At 68.7% G+C, this 18,049-nt stretch carries 8 protein-coding genes and 1 pseudogene; all 9 read left to right on the top strand.

Annotated elements, in window-relative coordinates:
• Window positions 1-14 precede the first annotated feature (14 nt).
• The 9 genes and pseudogenes from INQ41_RS12280 to plsB all read left to right on the top strand — a co-directional run bounded on the left by INQ41_RS12280 (window position 15) and on the right by plsB (window position 17,889).
• Entirely contained in the window at window positions 15-1,286 is a 1,272-nt protein-coding gene (locus INQ41_RS12280) for a nucleoside permease (protein WP_193984872.1), read from the top strand.
• Between the two features lie 22 nt (window positions 1,287-1,308).
• Complete coding sequence (locus INQ41_RS12285; protein WP_193984874.1) at window positions 1,309-2,265, top strand: ribokinase; 957 nt, start codon at window positions 1,309-1,311, stop codon at window positions 2,263-2,265.
• Between the two features lie 44 nt (window positions 2,266-2,309).
• Window positions 2,310-3,308, top strand: coding sequence for a tRNA dihydrouridine synthase DusB (gene dusB, locus INQ41_RS12290; RefSeq protein WP_193984876.1), 999 nt, complete (start codon window positions 2,310-2,312; stop codon window positions 3,306-3,308).
• Window positions 3,309-3,429: 121 nt separating this feature from the next.
• On the top strand, window positions 3,430-4,665 hold the full coding sequence (gene metK, locus INQ41_RS12295; protein ID WP_193984878.1) for a methionine adenosyltransferase: 1,236 nt from the start codon (window positions 3,430-3,432) through the stop codon (window positions 4,663-4,665).
• 763 nt (window positions 4,666-5,428) lie between these two features.
• Window positions 5,429-11,041: pseudogene (locus tag INQ41_RS13315) on the top strand (ESPR-type extended signal peptide-containing protein); the annotation flags it as partial.
• 144 nt (window positions 11,042-11,185) lie between these two features.
• Window positions 11,186-13,042 (top strand): S8 family peptidase, encoded by a 1,857-nt coding sequence (locus INQ41_RS12355; protein WP_193984882.1) that lies wholly within the window; start codon window positions 11,186-11,188, stop codon window positions 13,040-13,042.
• Between the two features lie 132 nt (window positions 13,043-13,174).
• Window positions 13,175-14,080 (top strand): 5'-nucleotidase, lipoprotein e(P4) family, encoded by a 906-nt coding sequence (locus INQ41_RS12360; RefSeq protein ID WP_193984884.1) that lies wholly within the window; start codon window positions 13,175-13,177, stop codon window positions 14,078-14,080.
• Window positions 14,081-14,188: 108 nt separating this feature from the next.
• Complete coding sequence (locus INQ41_RS12365; protein WP_193984886.1) at window positions 14,189-15,118, top strand: hypothetical protein; 930 nt, start codon at window positions 14,189-14,191, stop codon at window positions 15,116-15,118.
• A gap of 101 nt (window positions 15,119-15,219) precedes the next feature.
• Complete coding sequence (plsB, locus tag INQ41_RS12370; protein WP_407074279.1) at window positions 15,220-17,889, top strand: glycerol-3-phosphate 1-O-acyltransferase PlsB; 2,670 nt, start codon at window positions 15,220-15,222, stop codon at window positions 17,887-17,889.
• Window positions 17,890-18,049 lie beyond the last annotated feature (160 nt).

The raw sequence follows: 18,049 nt of genomic DNA on the forward strand, positions 1-18,049 counted from the left end.
GAGGAAGCGAACCGGTGAGCCTGAAACTCCGACTGATCCTGCTGAACTTTCTGCAATTCTTCATCTGGGGCTCGTGGCTGCTGACCATCGGCGCGTACTGGTTCCAGAACAAGGGCTGGTCGGGCACCGGCTTCGGCGCGATCTTCTCGACCATGGGCATCGCCTCGCTGTTCATGCCCTCGCTGATGGGCATCGTCGCCGACAAGTGGATCAACGCCGAGCGGCTGTACGGCATCCTCCACCTGTGCGGGGCGGCGGTGCTGTTCTACCTGCCGCAGGTGGACAATCCGCAGACGATGTTCTGGGTGATGCTGCTGTGCATGCTGTTCTACATGCCCACCATCGCCCTGGCGATCACGGTGGCCTACAACGCGCTGATCGTGGACGGCCGCGACGTGGTCAACGACTACCCGCCGATCCGGGTCTGGGGGACGATCGGTTTCATCGTCGCGCTGTGGACGGTCAGCCTGCTGCAGCTGGAGCAATCGGCCGCGCAGTTCTACGTCGCCGCGGGTGCGTCGCTGGTGCTGGGCCTGTACGCCTTCACCCTGCCCAAGTGTCCGCCCAAGCTGGGCAAGGGCGAGAAGCGCAGCCTGGTCGACGTGCTGGGGCTGACCTCGTTCCGCCTGTTCCGCGACCGCAACATGGCGGTGTTTTTCGTCTTCGCGATGCTGTTGGGCGCGGCGCTGCAGCTGACCAACGCCTACGGCGACACCTTCCTGCACGACTTCGCCAACGATGAGCGCTTTGCCGGCCTGCTGGCGGTGCGCTACCCGGCCATCATCATGTCGATCTCGCAGGCCTCCGAGGCGCTGTTCATCCTGACCATCCCGTTCTTCCTGAAGCGATTCGGGATCAAGGCGGTGATGACGATGAGCATGCTGGCCTGGTTCCTGCGCTTCGGGCTGTTCGCCTACGGCGATCCGGGCCCGGGCCTGTGGATGATCGTGCTGTCGTGCATCGTCTATGGCATGGCCTTCGACTTCTTCAACATTTCCGGCTCGCTGTTCGTGGAAAGCCAGAGCGATCCGAAGATCCGCGCCAGCGCGCAGGGCCTTTTCATGATGATGACCAACGGCTTCGGCGCCGTGCTGGGCAGCGTGCTCAGTGGCTACATCATCGAGCACTTCTTCACCTATCCCGACCAGAGCAAGAACTGGCACGGGATCTGGATGACGTTCGCCTTGTACTCGCTGACCCTGGCGGTGCTGTTCGTGCCCCTGTTCAAGCACAGGCACACCCGCGGCCCGGCGGCCGAACGCGCTGCCGCCCGTCTCGGTGTCTGAGGCCGCCGCGTTGGACACGGCCGTGCCCGCGCAGGTGGTGGTGATCGGGTCGTTCAACATCGACCACGTATGGGCACTGGCCGCGTTGCCACAGGTCGGCCAGACGCTGGTCGGCGAGTACCACACCGGGCCGGGCGGCAAGGGCTTCAACCAGGCCACCGCCTGCGCGCGGGCCGGCGCCGCCACCGCGTTCGTGTGCTCGCTGGGATCCGACGCGGGCGGCCAGGTAGCACGGGAACTGGCCGATGCGGACGGCATCGCGCTGCACGTGCAGGCCAGCGTTGCGCCCACGGGCACGGCCGGCATCTACGTCGACGCGCACGGCCGCAATACCATTGTTATCGGCGCGGGCGCGAACGCCTCTCTCGATGCCGACTTCATCGGGGAGCAGTCAACGGCGCTGGCGGGCGCGGCAGTGGTTATCGCCCAGCTCGAATCACCCGCCGCGGCGGTGGAAGTCGGATTCCGCCTCGCCCACGATGCCGGCGCGGTGACGGTGCTGAACCCGGCGCCGGCGGATGCCCAGCTCAGTGCCGGGTTGCTCGCGTTGAGCGACGTGATCACACCCAACGAGTCCGAGTTCTGTGCGCAACTGCAGCGACAGCAGGGTCTGGAGGTCGGCGCCGACACGGTCGCCGGGCTGGACGACGCGCAGTTGCACCGGTATTGCCGCGCCCTGCTGCCCGGCGGCAGCGTGGTCATCACCCTGGGCGCGGCGGGCTGTTTCGTCTCCCACCCGGAGGATCAGTGCCGCGGCGACGACGACGCGCACTACCGCGTCGCCGCCTCGCCGGCGAAGGCGATCGACACCACCGGCGCGGGCGATGCGTTCAACGGCGCACTGGTCGCGTCGATGGCGCAGTTTCCGGCGCGCGCGTTTTCGCGCCATGTCGCCTTCGCGACGGCGTACGCAGGCCGCGCCACCGAACGGCGCGGCGCAGCGGCGGCCATGCCCCGGCAGTCGCCACCGGCGGACTGATTTCGGCGCAAGGCCGACCTTCGGCGCAGCGGTAGAATGGCGCCATGCAGATCGGCCCCTACACGATCGACCCCAAAGTGATCCTGGCACCGATGGCCGGGGTCACCGACAAGCCGTTCCGGGTGCTGTGCAAGCGGCTGGGCGCGGGGCTGTGCGTGTCGGAGATGACCACCTCGGATCCGCGTTTCTGGACGACCAGCAAGTCGCTGCACCGCATGGACCACGCCGGTGAGCCGGCGCCGATCAGCGTGCAGATCGCCGGCACCGTGCCGGCGGTCTTGGCCGACGCGGCGCGCCACAACGTCGACCAGGGCGCGCAGATCATCGACATCAACATGGGCTGCCCGGCAAAGAAGGTCTGCAACGCGTGGGCCGGCTCGGCGCTGATGCGCGAGCCGGCGCTGGTGGCGGCGATCCTCGAGGCCGTGGTCAGCGCGGTCGACGTGCCGGTGACGCTGAAGATCCGCACCGGCTGGGCGGCCGACCACCGCAACGCGCTGGAGATCGCCCGCATCGCCGAGTCGGCCGGCATCGCCGCGCTGGCGGTGCACGGGCGCACCCGCGACCAGCAATACAAGGGGCTGGCGGAGTACGACACCATTGCCGCGGTCAAGGCGGCGCTGTCGATCCCGGTCATGGCCAACGGCGACATTGACTCGCCGCTCAAGGCCGCGCACGTTCTGGACTACACCGGCTGCGACGCGGTGCTCGTTGGCCGCGCCGCGCAGGGCCGGCCGTGGATCCTGCGTGAGATCGCCCACTACTTGGCATCCGGCGAGCTGCTGCCGTCGCCGGGCCTGGGCGAGGTGCGCGACGTGCTGCTGGAGCACCTGCACGATCTGCACGCCTTCTATGGCGAGCGCTCCGGCGTGCGCATCGCGCGCAAGCACCTGGGCTGGTACGCCAAGGATCACCCGGAAAACGCGGCCTTCCGCGCCGTGGTCAACCGCGCCGAGACCGCCGAGCTCCAGCTGCGCCTGACCCGGGACTACTTCGATGCGTTGATTGCGCGCGTCCCGCCGGAGCTGTCCGCCGCCGCCTGATCGCGCCGCCCGTATCCGGATTAACGGCGGACAAACCCGGGGCCCGGATCCATGCGCGGCGCGGGCGATGCCTGTATGATTCGCACCCATCCCTCTATCCGAATGCAAGGATATAGCCCTGATGTCCAGCTACCTGTTTACCTCCGAATCGGTCTCCGAAGGCCACCCCGACAAAGTCGCCGACCAGATTTCCGATGCGGTGCTCGACGCCATCCTGACCCAGGACAAGCGCGCCCGCGTGGCCTGCGAGACCATGGTCAAGACCGGCGTGGCGATTGTCGCCGGCGAGATCACCACCTCGGCCTGGATCGACCTGGAGGAGCTGACCCGCAAGGTCATCGTCGACATCGGCTATGACAGCTCGGAAGTCGGTTTTGACGGCGCAACCTGCGGCGTGCTGAACCTGATCGGCAAACAGTCGCCCGACATCGCCGCGGGTGTGGACGGCAGCGACAGGAATCTGAAGAAGCCCGAGGAGCAGGGTGCCGGCGACCAGGGCCTGATGTTCGGCTACGCCTGCAACGAGGCGCCCGAGTTCATGCCCGCGCCGATCTACTACAGCCACCGGCTGGTCGAGCAACAGGCGAAAATGCGCAAGAAGCGCAACTCGCCGATGCCCTGGCTGCGCCCGGACGCGAAGAGCCAGGTCACCCTGCGCTACGACAACGCCGGCCAGATCGCCGGTCTGGATGCGGTGGTGCTGTCCACGCAGCACGATCCAGGCATCAAGCAGAAGGACCTGATCGAGGCGGTACGCGAGCACATCCTCAAGCCCGTCCTGCCCAAGGAGTGGCTGGACACGCTGCCCAAGAACAAGATCCACATCAACCCGACCGGCATCTTCGTGATCGGCGGCCCGGTGGGCGACTGCGGCCTGACCGGGCGCAAGATCATCGTCGACACCTACGGCGGCATGGCGCGCCACGGCGGCGGCGCGTTCTCGGGCAAGGACCCGTCCAAGGTCGATCGCTCGGCGGCGTATGCGGCGCGCTATGTGGCCAAGAACCTCGTCGCGGCCGGGCTGGCCGACAAGTGCGAAGTGCAGCTGTCGTATGCCATCGGCGTGGCCGAGCCGACGTCGATCTCGGTGACGACCTTCGGTACCGGCAAGCTCAGCGACGACAAGATCGAGCTGCTGATCCGCAAGCACTTCGACCTGCGTCCGTACGGCATCGTCAAGATGCTCGACCTGATCCATCCGGTCTACCAGTCCACCGCTGCCTACGGCCACTTCGGTCGCAAGCCCAAGCTCGTCAAGTACAAGGACTCCGACGGCGCCGAGCACGAGGCGACCGCGTTCTCCTGGGAGAAGACCGATCGGGCTGAAGACCTGCGCAAGGCCGCCAAACTGAAGTAGCCGCGCGCCAGTCCCAGCCGGACGTCGACACGAAAACGGACCGCATAGCGGTCCGTTTTTTTTTGCGTGGAATTCACCCGCGCGATGGGCCGTATTCGACGGGCTGAAACGACCTGCTGGGGCTGCCATACGTGACGCAGTTCACGGATTACGCGGATCGCGGTCACCTCCGCAAAATTGCGCATTTCGTCGCGGGTGACTCCCGGGGTCACTTATTGACGCACCGCACAAAGCTGTACGGACCAACCGCGGAAAACCCTACAACCATGCGCCTTGCGGCCCCTTGGGCTGCAACGGCGGTGATGGACGCGAAGAATACTGTTCACCACACAGTCATTTTGTGTGCTATCGCTATATCCGATCCGGTCGGAATGTGACGCCAGACGTCATCTCTTCGGATTACGCGCTTGATCACCTTCGCAGGGATCAAGCGCGCGCCGTTTTGGCGGTCGCGCGCCGTTTCTCCAGCTGCGCGATCACAACGCGGCCCTCATGGGGAGCCGGTGCGATGCGCGCAGGGCTCCAAACCTGACGCCCCAACGAGAGAAGACCATCCATGCCCGTCTCGAAGACTCCCAACAGCGCCATCCCGGCCGATGCCAAGCGTCATTCCCTGACCCGTCGTGCACCCCTGTACGCCGCTCTCGCCACCGTGCTGGCGATGAGCTCGACCGGCGTCATGGCCGCGGAAACTTGCAAGACCACCGATCCGGCGAACGGTTCGGTCGCCAGCGGCGCCCAGGCACTGGCCTGCGGCGAGGGCAGCGTCGCCAGCCGCAAGGGCGCCACGGCCATCGGCGCCTACAGCAGCGCAACGGGCAAAGAGGCGACGGCGGTCGGCAACAACGCCAGCGCCTCGAAGGCCTCCGCCACGGCACTGGGAGCCAATTCGTCGGCCAGCGCGAAGAGTGCCACCGCAGTCGGGGCCTCGGCCGACGCCAGTGGCAGCGACTCGATCGCCATCGGTGACTCGGCCGACGCCGAAGGCAGCGGCAGCAGCGCCCTGGGCAGCGGCAGCTACGCCAGCGGTGATGAATCCACAGCACTCGGCTACCTGGCCGAGGCCACGGCGGACAACAGCGTCGCGCTGGGAGCCAACTCCATCGCGGATCGCCAGAACAGCGTCTCGGTCGGATCGACCGGCAACGAGCGCCAGATCACCAACGTCGCCGCCGGTACCGAGGGCACCGATGCGGTGAACCTGGACCAGCTCAACGATGTGGCCGCAGTCGCGGAGGAGACCAACAAGTACTTCAAGGCGACCGGTGACAGCGAGGCGATCGTCGATGGCGAGGACGCAGTCGCCGCAGGCAGCAACGCCTACGCCGGCGCCGACTACGCCACCGCGGTCGGCTCCAGCAGCAGCGCGCTTGGCGAAGGGGCTTCCGCGTTTGGCAGCGGCGCCTTCGCATCTGGCGATTACGCCACCGCCAGCGGTTACAACGCCACCGCCACCGGTACCAACAGCCTTGCCAGCGGCAGTGGCAGCCAGGCCACGGGCGAGATCAGCACCGCCGTCGGCTCCGGCGCGACCGCGCTTGAGGTCGGCAGCACCGCGATGGGTGCGGATGCCCAGGCTTCCGGTGCCTACGCCACCGCCAGCGGCAGCGAGTCGATCGCAGCGGGCACCCAGGCGACCGCCAATGGCTTCCGCAGCGAGGCCGATGGCGATGGCAGCAGCGCCCTGGGCAGTTACTCCAGCGCCTCGGGCTTCCTGTCCTCGGCGATTGGTTACAGCGCCGACGCGTCCGGCGATTACGCCACCGCCGTCGGTATCGGAGCGGCCGCTGCCGGCACCAGCAGCACCGCGGTCGGAGAGTCGGCTGACGCGTCCGGCATGGAGAGCACCGCCGTGGGCGGTACCGCGTACGGGTTCATCGCCACCGAAGCCACCGGCGATGGCAGTGCCGCCTTCGGTAACGGCGCCTGGGCCAGCGGCGATGAGAGCACCTCGATCGGCTGGATGAGCAGCGCCGACGCTGACGGCTCCACCGCGCTGGGCGCCGGGGCCTGGGCGGCCGAGCAGGACTCCACCGCCCTGGGCTACGGCGCTTACGCCGATGCAGCCAACAGTGTCGCGCTCGGTGCCGGTTCGGTCGCCGATCGCGAAAACAGCGTCTCGGTCGGTGAGGTCGGCGGCGAGCGCCAGATCACCAACGTCGCCGCCGGTACCGAGGGCACCGATGCGGTGAACCTGGACCAGCTCAACGATGTGGCCGCGGTCGCGGAGGAAACCAACAAGTACTTCAAGGCGACCGGCAGCGACAACAGCGATGCCGGCGCCTACGCCGACGGAGATGACGCCACCGCCGCCGGCGAAGCCGCCAATGCGATCGGCGATGGCGCTTCCGCCTTCGGTGCCGGCGCCAACGCCATTGCGAACGGTGCCACTGCCGCCGGCTACAACTCGCTGGCCCTTGGCGAGGACAGCACCGCCGTCGGCTCCGGCGCGGCCGCGCTTGAGGTCGGCAGCACCGCGATGGGTGCCGATGCCCAGGCCTCCGGCGCCTACGCCACCGCCAGCGGCAGCGAGTCGATCGCAGCGGGCACACAGGCGACCGCCAATGGCTTCCGCAGTGAGGCCGACGGCGATGGCAGCAGCGCCCTCGGCAGTTACTCCAGCGCCTCGGGCTTCCTGTCCTCCGCGATTGGTTACAGCGCCGACGCGTCCGGCGATTACGCCACCGCCGTCGGTATCGGAGCGGCCGCTGCCGGTACCAGCAGCACCGCGGTCGGTGAATCGGCCGACGCGTCCGGCATGGAGAGCACCGCCGTGGGCGGTACCGCGTACGGATTCATCGCCACCGAAGCCACCGGCGATGGCAGTGCCGCCTTCGGTAACGGCGCCTGGGCCAGCGGGGATGAGAGCACCTCGATCGGCTGGATGAGCAGCGCCGACGCTGACGGCTCAACCGCGCTGGGCGCCGGGGCCTGGGCGGCCGAGCAGGACTCCACCGCCCTGGGCTACGGCGCCTACGCCGATGCAGCCAACAGCGTCGCGCTCGGTGCCGGTTCGGTCGCCGATCGCGAGAACAGCGTCTCGGTCGGTGAGGTCGGCGGCGAGCGCCAGATCACCAACGTCGCCGCCGGTACCGAAGGCACCGATGCGGTGAACCTGGACCAGCTCAACGATGTGGCCGCGGTCGCGGAGGAGACCAACAAGTACTTCAAGGCGACCGGGGACAGCGAGGCGATCGTCGATGGCGAGGACGCGGTCGCCGCAGGCAGCAACGCCTACGCCGGCGCCGACTACGCCACCGCAGTCGGCTCCAGCAGCAACGCGCTTGGCGAAGGTGCCTCCGCGTTTGGCAGCGGCGCCTTCGCATCCGGCGCTTACGCCACCGCCAGCGGCTACAACGCTTCCGCCCTCGGCAACGACAGCGTCGCCAGCGGCAGCAGCAGCGAGGCTTCCGGCAACTCCAGCGTGGCGGTCGGCGGACGCCGCGCCGTGCTGGATGAGGATGGCAACCCGGTCCTGGATGCCGACGGCAACCCCGTCTACTCCAACACCGTGGCCGCCGCGGACGACAGCACCGCGATCGGTGCCGGTGCCAACGCGTCCGAGACCGGCGCCACCGCCCTGGGTGCAGGTGCCGATGCATCGGCTGCCTACGCGACCGCCAGCGGCAGCGAGGCCGTCGCTTCGGGCCTGCAGAGCACCGCCAACGGCTTCCGCAGCGAGGCCAGCGGCGACGGCAGCAGCGCGATCGGCGGCTACTCCAGCGCGAACAGCTTCCTGTCATCGGCGATCGGCTACGGCGCCGAGGCCAGCAGCGACTACGCCACCGCGGTGGGCGCCAGCGCGTCCGCCAGCGGTGCCGACAGCACCGCGGTGGGCAGTTCCAGCATCGCCAGCGGCACCAACAGTGTCGCCGTGGGTGGCGCCCTGTTCGGGTTCCTCCCGTCGGAGGCGTCGGGCGCCTACTCCACCGCCGTCGGCGGCGGCGCCTGGGCCCCGGGCTACAGCACCACGGCTCTGGGCAACGCGGCAATGGCCACGGCCGACAACAGCGTTGCCCTGGGTGCCGACTCGTACGCCGACCGGGAGAACTCCGTCTCGGTGGGCGATGTGGGCAACGAGCGCCAGATCACCAACGTCGCTGCGGGTACCGAGGACAACGATGCGGTGAACCTGGGCCAGCTCAATGCCATCGCCGGTGTCGCCGACGAAACCAGTCGCCTGTTCAAGGCGAGCGGTGAAGGCGAGGCCCTGGTCGATGGGGACAATGCGGTCGCCGCCGGCAGCGACGCCCTGGCCGAAGGTGACTACACGGTCGCAGTGGGCGCCAGCAGCACTGCGATCGGCGAAGGTGCCAGCGCGATGGGCTCCGGCGCCACCGCGCTGGGTGATCAAGCCACTGCCAGCGGCTTCAACGCCGTTGCCGCAGCCGACAGCGCCAGCGCCTACGGTGCCGGCAGTGCCGCGGCGGGCGAAGGGGCCACGGCAACCGGCGCCTACAGCAGCGCCTCGGGCGAGCTCGCCACCGCGACCGGCTCGGAAAGCGAAGCGTCAGGCTATCTGGCCACGGCAACGGGAGCGGGTTCCGTCGCCAGCGGTGATGGCGGCGTGGCAACCGGCGCACTAAGCGAGGCATCCGGGGTGGAATCCACCGCGTCGGGCTTCTACAGCGTGGCCAGCGGCGACGCTGCGACCGCACTGGGCGCCGAGGCATACGCCAGCGGCGTTGAGTCGGCAGCAGTGGGTTTCCTCGCCGAGGCCAGCGGCGGCTTCGCCACGGCAGTCGGCGCGGAGTCGATCGCCACTGGACTGGCGTCCGCGGCCGTCGGGGCATTTGCCGAAGCCAGCGGCGACTTCACGACCGCGGTCGGCGGGCTGTCCGCAGCAACGGGCTACAACAGCAGCGCGCTCGGCAGTGCCGCGGTCGCGGACGGCGAGGACAGCACCGCACTGGGTTCTGACAGCCTTGCCGAAGCCGACGGCAGTGTCGCCCTGGGCGCCGGCTCCTATGCGGACCGAGCCGATACGGTCTCGGTCGGCAGCAGCGGCAACGAGCGGCAGATCACCAATGTCGCCGCGGGCAGCATGGACACCGACGCGGCCAACATGGCGCAGATGGGCGCCATGGCCAGCGCCCTGGGCGGTGGCGCCGGCTTCTCCGGCGGCGTGTTCAGCGCACCCAGCTACATGATCCAGGGCAACACGTACGGCAACGTGGGCGATGCCTTCTCCGCCGTGGATGGACGCTTGACCTCGCTGCAGAACAGCGTTGACAACTTCACCGGACCGCAGGGCCCGGCAGGTCCGCAGGGCCCGATGGGTCCAACCGGGCCGACCGGACCGCAGGGCGCGGACGGTCCGACCGGGCCAACCGGCCCCACCGGACCGACCGGTCCGCAGGGTCCCAAGGGTGACAGCATCGTCGGCGATACCGGCCCACAAGGTCCGCAGGGGCCGACCGGCCCAACGGGTCCCACTGGGCCAACGGGCCCGACCGGCCCGCAGGGGCCGCAGGGTCCGCAGGGACCGCAGGGGCCGGGCTCCAACGCCGGGAACGGCTACGACCCCAGCCCCATCGCCATCGGCCTGGATGACGAGCCCGTGCCCGTCGCTTCCGCCGGCCTCGCCATCGGCGAAGGCAGCGTCGCCGTCGACGGGAATGACACCGCCATCGGCAACCACGCTTTCGTCGGCGCTGCCAACAGCACCGCGCTGGGCAACAACAGCAACGTGGATGCCGCCGCGAGCAACGCGGTCGCTATCGGCGCCGACACGGATGTCACCGCCAGCGAAGGCACGGCGTTGGGCCAGGGGGCGGCGGTATCGGCGAAGGGCGCAGTGGCCCTCGGCCAGGGTTCGGTCGCCGACGAAGCCAACACGGTGTCGGTGGGCTCGGCCGGCAACCAGCGCCGGGTGACCAACGTCGCTGCCGGCACCCAGGCCAGCGATGCCGTCAACGTAGGCCAGATGCAGGCCGGCAACGCTGCGACGCTGGATGCGTCGCGCAGCTACACCGACACCACCGCCACGCAGACGCTGAACGCGTCGTACAACTACACGGACACCAGCACGACCAACGCGCTGAACTCGGCCAAGGCGTACACGGACCAGCGCATGACCGTCATCACGGACGACTTCAACATGCTCCGCGGTGAAGTGAACGATCGCTTCTACGAGGTCGACAAGCGCTTCGACCAGATGGGCGCGATGAGCGCAGCGATGTTGAACATGGCCACCAGTGCCGCCGGAGTGCGGACGCAGAACCGGGTCGGCGTGGGCGTGGGCGTGCAGGGCGGCCAGACCGCGCTTTCGCTGGGCTATCAGCGGGCCCTGTCGGACCGCGCGACGGTCACCTTCGGCGGCGCGATGAGCGGTGACGACACCTCCGTCGGCGCCGGTGTCGGCTTCGGCTGGTAAGGCTGGGGCGTCGCGGGTTCCGGCCCGCGACGCCAGCACCGTATTTGAAATGTTGTTCCCGCTTAGTTTTTCTCCTGATCCCGCAACTGTTCCCACCCCTGCTTCGCGCAAGACCTGACAAACACCACAACCAGGAAGAACCAGATGACTCGCAAGAACCCATCGTTCCGCATCAGCCTGCTCGCCACCGCGGTTGCCGTGACCCTCGCCGCCCCCGCAGCGATGGCCGCCAGCTCCACCAAGCTGGAGACCCGTGAGGCGCCCAGCGCCGCCACCGCCGCCGCTCCAGGCGCGCGATTGATCGTCACCTATCGCGACGCGGCAGCCCCCAAATCCGTCAAGCTGCGCACCGTCAACAATGCCGCCGCACGCAGCCGCTCCATGACCTCCGCTTCGGCCCGCACCGGCAGCACGGCGCCGTCGGCGATGCTGATGCGCAAGCTCGCCGTTGGCGCCGACCTGATCCGCCTGGACCGCAAGCTGGGTACCGCCGAGCTCAACAACCTCGTGCGCGAGCTGAAGGCCGATCCGGCGGTCGCCTCGGTGGAAATCGACGAGCTGATGCAGCACACCGGCGTCGCGCGCATCAAGACCGACGTGCAGCCGCAGCTGACCCCCAACGACCCCTACTACGCCCAGTACAACTGGCACCTGCAGGACAATGCGGGCGGCATCCGCGCCCCGTCGGCGTGGGACGTTTCCACTGGCGAGGGCGTGGTGGTGGCGGTGATCGACACCGGCATCGTCGAGCATCCCGACATGGACGGGAACATGCTGTTCGGCTACGACTTCATCAGCGACAAGGAGGTTTCCCGTCGTCCCACCGATGAGCGCGTGCCGGGTGCGCACGACTACGGCGATTGGAACGATGATGCCGCCCGCTGCCAGGTCGGCGAGAGCTCCTTCCACGGCACGCACGTCGCCGGCACGGTGGCCGAGCTGACCAACAACGGCATCGGCATGGCGGGTATTGCCCACAACGCCAAGGTGCTTCCGATCCGCGCCTTGGGTCGCTGCGGCGGCTACACCTCCGATATCGCCGACGCCATTGTCTGGGCGGCTGGCGGTGAGGTTCCGGGCGTGCCGACCAACCCCAACCCGGCCGAGATCATCAACATGAGCCTGGGCGGTTCGGGCTCGTGCAAAGCGATCAGCCAGACGGCGATCAACAAGGCCGTCGCCCTGGGCACCACCGTCGTGGTCGCCGCGGGCAACAGCAACTCGGAAGTGGCCAACTTCAGCCCGGCCAGCTGCGACAGCGTGATCTCGGTCGCCGCCGGACGCATCACCGGTGGACGTGCGTCCTACTCCAACTTCGGCGCCAAGATCGACCTGACCGGCCCGGGCGGCGGCGGCGGTGTGGATGGCAACCCCAACGGCTACGTGTGGCAGGCGGCCAACGACTCGCCGACCTCACCCGAAGAAGGCGAGCCCACCTACATGGGCATGGCCGGCACCTCGATGGCGTCACCGCACGTGGCCGGTGTTGCCGCGCTGGTGCAGAGCGCGGTGGTCGCCGCCGGCGGCGCGCCGAAGACGCCCGCCGAGCTGGAGGCGATCCTGGTCCAGAGCGCGCGTGCGTTCCCGGCCACGCCGGACAAGCCGATCGGCAGCGGGTTGCTGGACGCCCCGGCCGCTCTGGCCAAGGCAATGGAAGTCCCGTGTGACCCGGCGGTGGAAGAGTGCGCGCCCGACGCGATCGAGCTGACCAACATGGTTCCGGTCGGCAACCTGTCGGGCACCTCTGGCACCGAGACGCTCTTCAGCTTCGAGGTTCCCGAGGGTACCCGGCTGTTCAACCTGATGACCTACGGTGGCACCGGCAACGCCAGTGTCTATGTCAGCGCCGGCGAGGCGCCCACGGCAGACACCCATGACTTCAAGTCGACCCGCCCGGGCAACAACGAGACCATCCGCGTGAGCAATCCGCCGGCAACCACCTACTACATCCTGGTGACCGGCAGCTACAGCGGCATGACCATCCAGGCGCGCGCGAACTGATGCAGGTGGACTGACGCCACACCCCACAGATGGACCACGACCCCGGCTTCGGCCGGGGTCTTTTTTTTGTCCGCACGGCCGGTTCTACCGGCTCGGCTACACTGACCCTCCCGTTCATTGCGGTCATTGCCCATGCGCCAATACGTGTCTGCTTCGCCGTTGCTGGCGACGCTGCTGCTGCTCGCAGGCTGCCAGCACACGGCTGCCGTGCCTGACCGGGAGCCGGTCGGTTCCCCCAGCAGCGCCAGTTCGGCGGCACCGGCGGCCGATGACAATCTGCATGCGGTCACCTGGATGCAGACCTCGGCGGAATACCGGGCCAATGCGATGCAGACCTACCGCGCCGCGCTGGCGCAGCTGGATGCCGCGCTGGCCGACCCGCAATGGGATGCCCTGGTACCGGCGGACCGCGTGGTTCCCGCGACCGGCCTGAAGCCGGCGGTGGTGGTCGACATCGACGAGACGGTGCTGGACAACTCGCCCTACCAGGTCCGGCTGATCCGCTCCGGACTCGCCTACGACGACGCGACCTGGGCGCAATGGGTCGCCGAGCAGAGCGCGCGCCCGGTACCCGGGGCCGTCGAGTTCGCCCAGGCCGCCGATGCGCGCGGCATCACCGTGATCTACCTTTCCAACCGCACCCTGGACCAGCGCACGGCCAGTCTGGCCAACCTGCGCGCGGTTGGCTTCCCGGTCGCCGACGAGTCCGTGTATCTGGGCAAGGGCATGCCGGTCGAGGGCTGCCAGCAGGCCTCGGGCAGCGAGAAACACTGTCGGCGGCAGTGGGTCAGCCGCCATTACCGGGTGTTGATGCAGTTCGGTGACCAGCTCGGCGATTTCGTGCAGCCGCGTCCCAACACGCCCCAGAAGCGCGCCGAACTGCTGGAACAGTACGGCCAGTGGTTCGGCGAGCGCTGGTGGATGCTGGCCAACCCGAGCTACGGCGACTGGCAGCCGGCCCTGTTCGAGAACGATTGGAGCCTGCCGCCTGCGGCGCAACGCGCGGCCAAACAGCGTGCACTGGATGCGCGCGACTGATCCAGCCGCGCTTCCCGCAGGCCAAAGGGTGATTCCGCGACCGGCTTGGCTTGTAGGCCCGGCCGTCGAGCTTGAAGATGGCCGATTGCGACTGGGGAGCCGCAACGCATGATCCTGACTCCACGCAGTATTGCCGCGTCCGCGGCGGCGGCGGTGTTGGCCGCAGCGATCCTCGCCGGCGGCTGCAGCCGGCATCCGCAAGCCGCATCCGGTGCCACCACCGGTGACACCCCGGTGGCAGCGGTCAACCAGTTGGTCAAGGACCTGCGCGGCAATGACCTGGTCGCCTACGCCGATCACGCGCTGCCGCCAAAGCTGCATCAGGAGATGGCGATGGCGTGGTCGGAGGGCCGCACCACCTGGCCGCTGTCGGAACTGCCGCTGAGCGAGCAATTGCCGGGCTTCATCATCACTCTGGCCGAACCCGACGCCGAGAAGACCCTGCTGGCCGCCTTTCGCCGCCAGTTCGCCGGCGCCGGGCGGGAACTGCGCACTGCCGCCTCCACGCTGGGCCTGTTTGCGGCGCAATACGTGGAGCGCAGCAGCAGCTACAGCGACGCGGAGCGCGAGCACTACGTGCAGCTGATCGTCGCGCTCAGCACCTGGGGGAAAAACGCCCCCCTTGCCGATCCGGCGCTGGCCAAAGCCGCCGTTCCCCAACTGGTCGCCGCCGCCCGCCTGACCGGGCTCGGCCATCCGGGCGCGCTGCGCGAGGCCGGCATGGAGCGCAGCCTGACCCGGCTTGGTCCGTTGCTGGCCCGCCTGAAAAGCGTCCTGGACGCGTACGGCCTGGATATCAACGCGACCCTGGATGGCGCCCAGGTGCGCCTGATCGAACAGACCGGAGACACGGCGCAGGTCAGTCTGTCCTACCCGTTGGCGGGCGCGACGGTGGATGCGCAGATCGCACTGGAGCGCCGCGACGGTCGTTGGTACCTGAGCAACCTGCTTCGCCACGCCGAGCAGGAGGCGGCGGCTCCTTCCCCTGCAGCCACCCCGGCAGCGCGCGAGGCCCGGTCGAGGCCCCTGCCGCACTGAGCGGCGGTCGCGGCCAGCGAACCGGCATAATGGCGCCGATGCCAAACCAGCCCTCCCTGCCATCCTCCCCGGAGGAGCGAACCGCGTCCGACGACGCGGCGATGACGCACGACGATGTCCCCAGCCTCGAGTCCGCCGGCGAGCGGGCGTCCCCCGGCGCGTTCGAGCCGGGCACGACCCTGGGCGGTGATTCGGAGTCCGCGGACGCCGGGGAAGCGACCGCACCTGTCGTGGCGCGCGCCACCGGGCGTCGGCCCTGGTGGGCGCGGATGCTGGGAGGGCTGCTGTCGCCGTGGATTTCCCTCACGGTCGAGCCGGCCAACCCGCTCAGCCATGCGCCCGAACTGGGCGAGAAGCCCGTGTGCTACGTGATCGAGCACTACGGGATGTCCAACGCCCTGATCCTCGACCAGGCCTGCCGCAGCCAGGGCCTGCCCTCGCCGCTGCAACCATTGCCCGGCGACCCGCTGGGTCGAAAGCGCGCCTACGTCGCCCTGTCGCGGCGCAACGCCAGCGCGCTGGGACCGCTGCAGCATCCGCTCAGCCCCCAGCAACCCACCTCCAAGAGCCACTCCACCTCGCTGGCACGCCTGCTGGACGCGCATCGCGACCACCCGGCGCTGGATGTGCAACTGGTGCCCGTGTCGATCTTCGTCGGCCGTGCGCCGGACAAGACCAGTGGCTGGTTCTCGGTGCTGTTCTCGGAAAACTGGGCGCTGGTGGGCCGCTTCCGCCGCTTCCTGGCGATCCTGCTCAACGGTCGCAGCACCACCGTGCGGTTCGCGCCGCCGATCAGCCTGCGCGGGATCATCGCCGAGGACCTGCCGGCCGAGCGCACCGTGCGCAAGCTCTCGCGCGTGCTGCGCACGCACTTCCGCCGTATCCGCGCCGCGGTGATCGGGCCGGATCTGTCCACCCGGCGCCTGCTGGTGGACAAGGTGCTGGCCACCGACTCGGTCAAGGACGCGATCACCGACCAGGCGCGGCGCGACAATTCCACCGCCGGCGAGGCGTGGAAGAAGGCCCATGGCTACGCCTACGAGATCGCCGCGGACTATTCCCACCCGGTGGTGCGTTCGGCCAGCTTCCTGCTCACCCCGGTGTGGAACCGGATCTACCGCGGCGTCCTGGTCCACCACCTGGACAAGCTCAAGCAGGTCGCGCCCGGCCATGAAGTGATCTACGTGCCCTGCCACCGCAGCCACATGGATTACCTGCTGCTGAGCTACCTGCTCTATACCCGCGGGATCGTGCCGCCGCACATCGTCGCCGGCATCAACCTCAACCTGCCGGTCATCGGCACCCTGCTGCGCAAGGGCGGCGCTTTCTTCATCCGTCGCAGCATCCGCGGCAGTGCGCTGTACTCCACCGTGCTCAGCGAGTACGTCGCCAAGCTGGTCTCGGGCGGCTACTCGATCGAGTATTTCGTCGAGGGCGGTCGCTCACGCACCGGCCGCCTGCTGCCGCCCAAGGGCGGCATGGTCTCCATGACGGTGCGCGCGTTCCTGCGCCAGCCCACCCGTCCGGTCCTGTTCCAGCCCGTCTACATCGGCTACGAGAAGCTGATGGAAGGCAACAGCTACCTGGACGAGCTGTCGGGCAAGCCGAAAAAGGGCGAGTCGATCTGGCAATTGCTGGGCGGCATCCCCAAGGTGCTGCGCTCCAACTACGGCCAGGTGGTGGTCAACTTCGGCGAACCGATCAAGCTGGACGAGGTGCTGGTCGCGCACGCGCCCGACTGGGACGGCAAGGCGCTCGGCGATGACGAGAAGCCGGCGTGGCTGTCCGGGGCGGTGGATGCGCTGGCCCAGCGCATCCAGGTCAACGTCAACCGCGCCGCCGACGTCAATCCGATCAACCTGCTGGCGCTGGCGCTGCTGTCCACGCCCAAGCACGCGATGGGCGAAGGCGACCTGCTCGCCCAGATCGCCCTGTCCAAGACCCTGCTGGCCGAGCTGCCCTACTCCGACCGCACGACGGTGACCCCGCACACGCCGGCGCAGATCATCGCCCACGGCGAGGACATCGGCGTGCTGACCCGCACCGCGCATCCGCTGGGCGACGTGCTGCTGGTGGCCGGCGACCAGGCGGTACTGCTGAGCTATTTCCGCAACAACGTCGTCCACCTGTTCACCGCGACCTCGTGGATCGCCTGCTGTTTCCAGAACAATCGCCGCATGGCGCAGGACAGCGTCCTCCGGCTCGGCCGCAGCGTCTACCCGTTCCTGCAGGCCGAACTGTTCCTGCCCTGGAGCGAGGAGGAGTTCGTCCAGCGGCTGATCCGCACCATCGACGTGTTCGTGCGCGAGGGATTGCTGGAGCGCGTCAACGAGGAGGAAGGCGGCGTGCTGGCCCGCAACGCCGGCCAGACCGACGAGGTCTTCCGCCTGCGCGCCATCGGCCACTCGCTGCAGCAGGCCTTCGAGCGTTACTACATCACCATCTCGGTGCTGGTGAAAAACGGCAGCGGCACGCTGTCCACCGGGCAGCTGGAGAGCCTGTGCCAACTGGCCGCACAGCGCCTGAGCCTGCTGTACGCGCCGGCCGCGCCGGAGTTCTTCGACAAGACGCTTTTCCGCGGCTTTATCCAGAAACTGCGCGAACTCGGCCTGGTGCGGCTGGACGAAAACGCCAAGCTGGTGTTCGACCTGCCGCTGGAAGCCTGGGCGCGCGACGCGCGCTTCATCCTGGGGCGCGAGCTGCGTCACAGCATCGAGAAAGTGAGTCCGGAAGCGGTGCGCCCCGACGAGGACGGCGTCGCGCTCGAATGACTGCGTTCAGCGCCAAGAACCGCTTTGCCGACCGGCCAGCGCAGCGCTAGGATGAGACGGTAGCGATCGGCACCGTCGCGAGCCGAATGCTGGAAGCACGACGATGTGATGGATTCACCGCGACCCCTGCTTGAGGTTGCTGCCATGTCGAGCCCGTCTC

This window comes from Lysobacter ciconiae, from assembly GCF_015209725.1.
Lineage (GTDB): Bacteria > Pseudomonadota > Gammaproteobacteria > Xanthomonadales > Xanthomonadaceae > Novilysobacter > Novilysobacter ciconiae.

Coding starts and splice junctions, on each gene's coding strand:
- plsB (WP_407074279.1), top strand. CDS start 15,220: ATGACGCACGACGATGTCCCCAGCCTCGAGTCCGCCGGCGAGCGGGCG.
- INQ41_RS12365 (WP_193984886.1), top strand. CDS start 14,189: ATGATCCTGACTCCACGCAGTATTGCCGCGTCCGCGGCGGCGGCGGTG.
- INQ41_RS12360 (WP_193984884.1), top strand. CDS start 13,175: ATGCGCCAATACGTGTCTGCTTCGCCGTTGCTGGCGACGCTGCTGCTG.
- INQ41_RS12355 (WP_193984882.1), top strand. CDS start 11,186: ATGACTCGCAAGAACCCATCGTTCCGCATCAGCCTGCTCGCCACCGCG.
- dusB (WP_193984876.1), top strand. CDS start 2,310: ATGCAGATCGGCCCCTACACGATCGACCCCAAAGTGATCCTGGCACCG.
- metK (WP_193984878.1), top strand. CDS start 3,430: ATGTCCAGCTACCTGTTTACCTCCGAATCGGTCTCCGAAGGCCACCCC.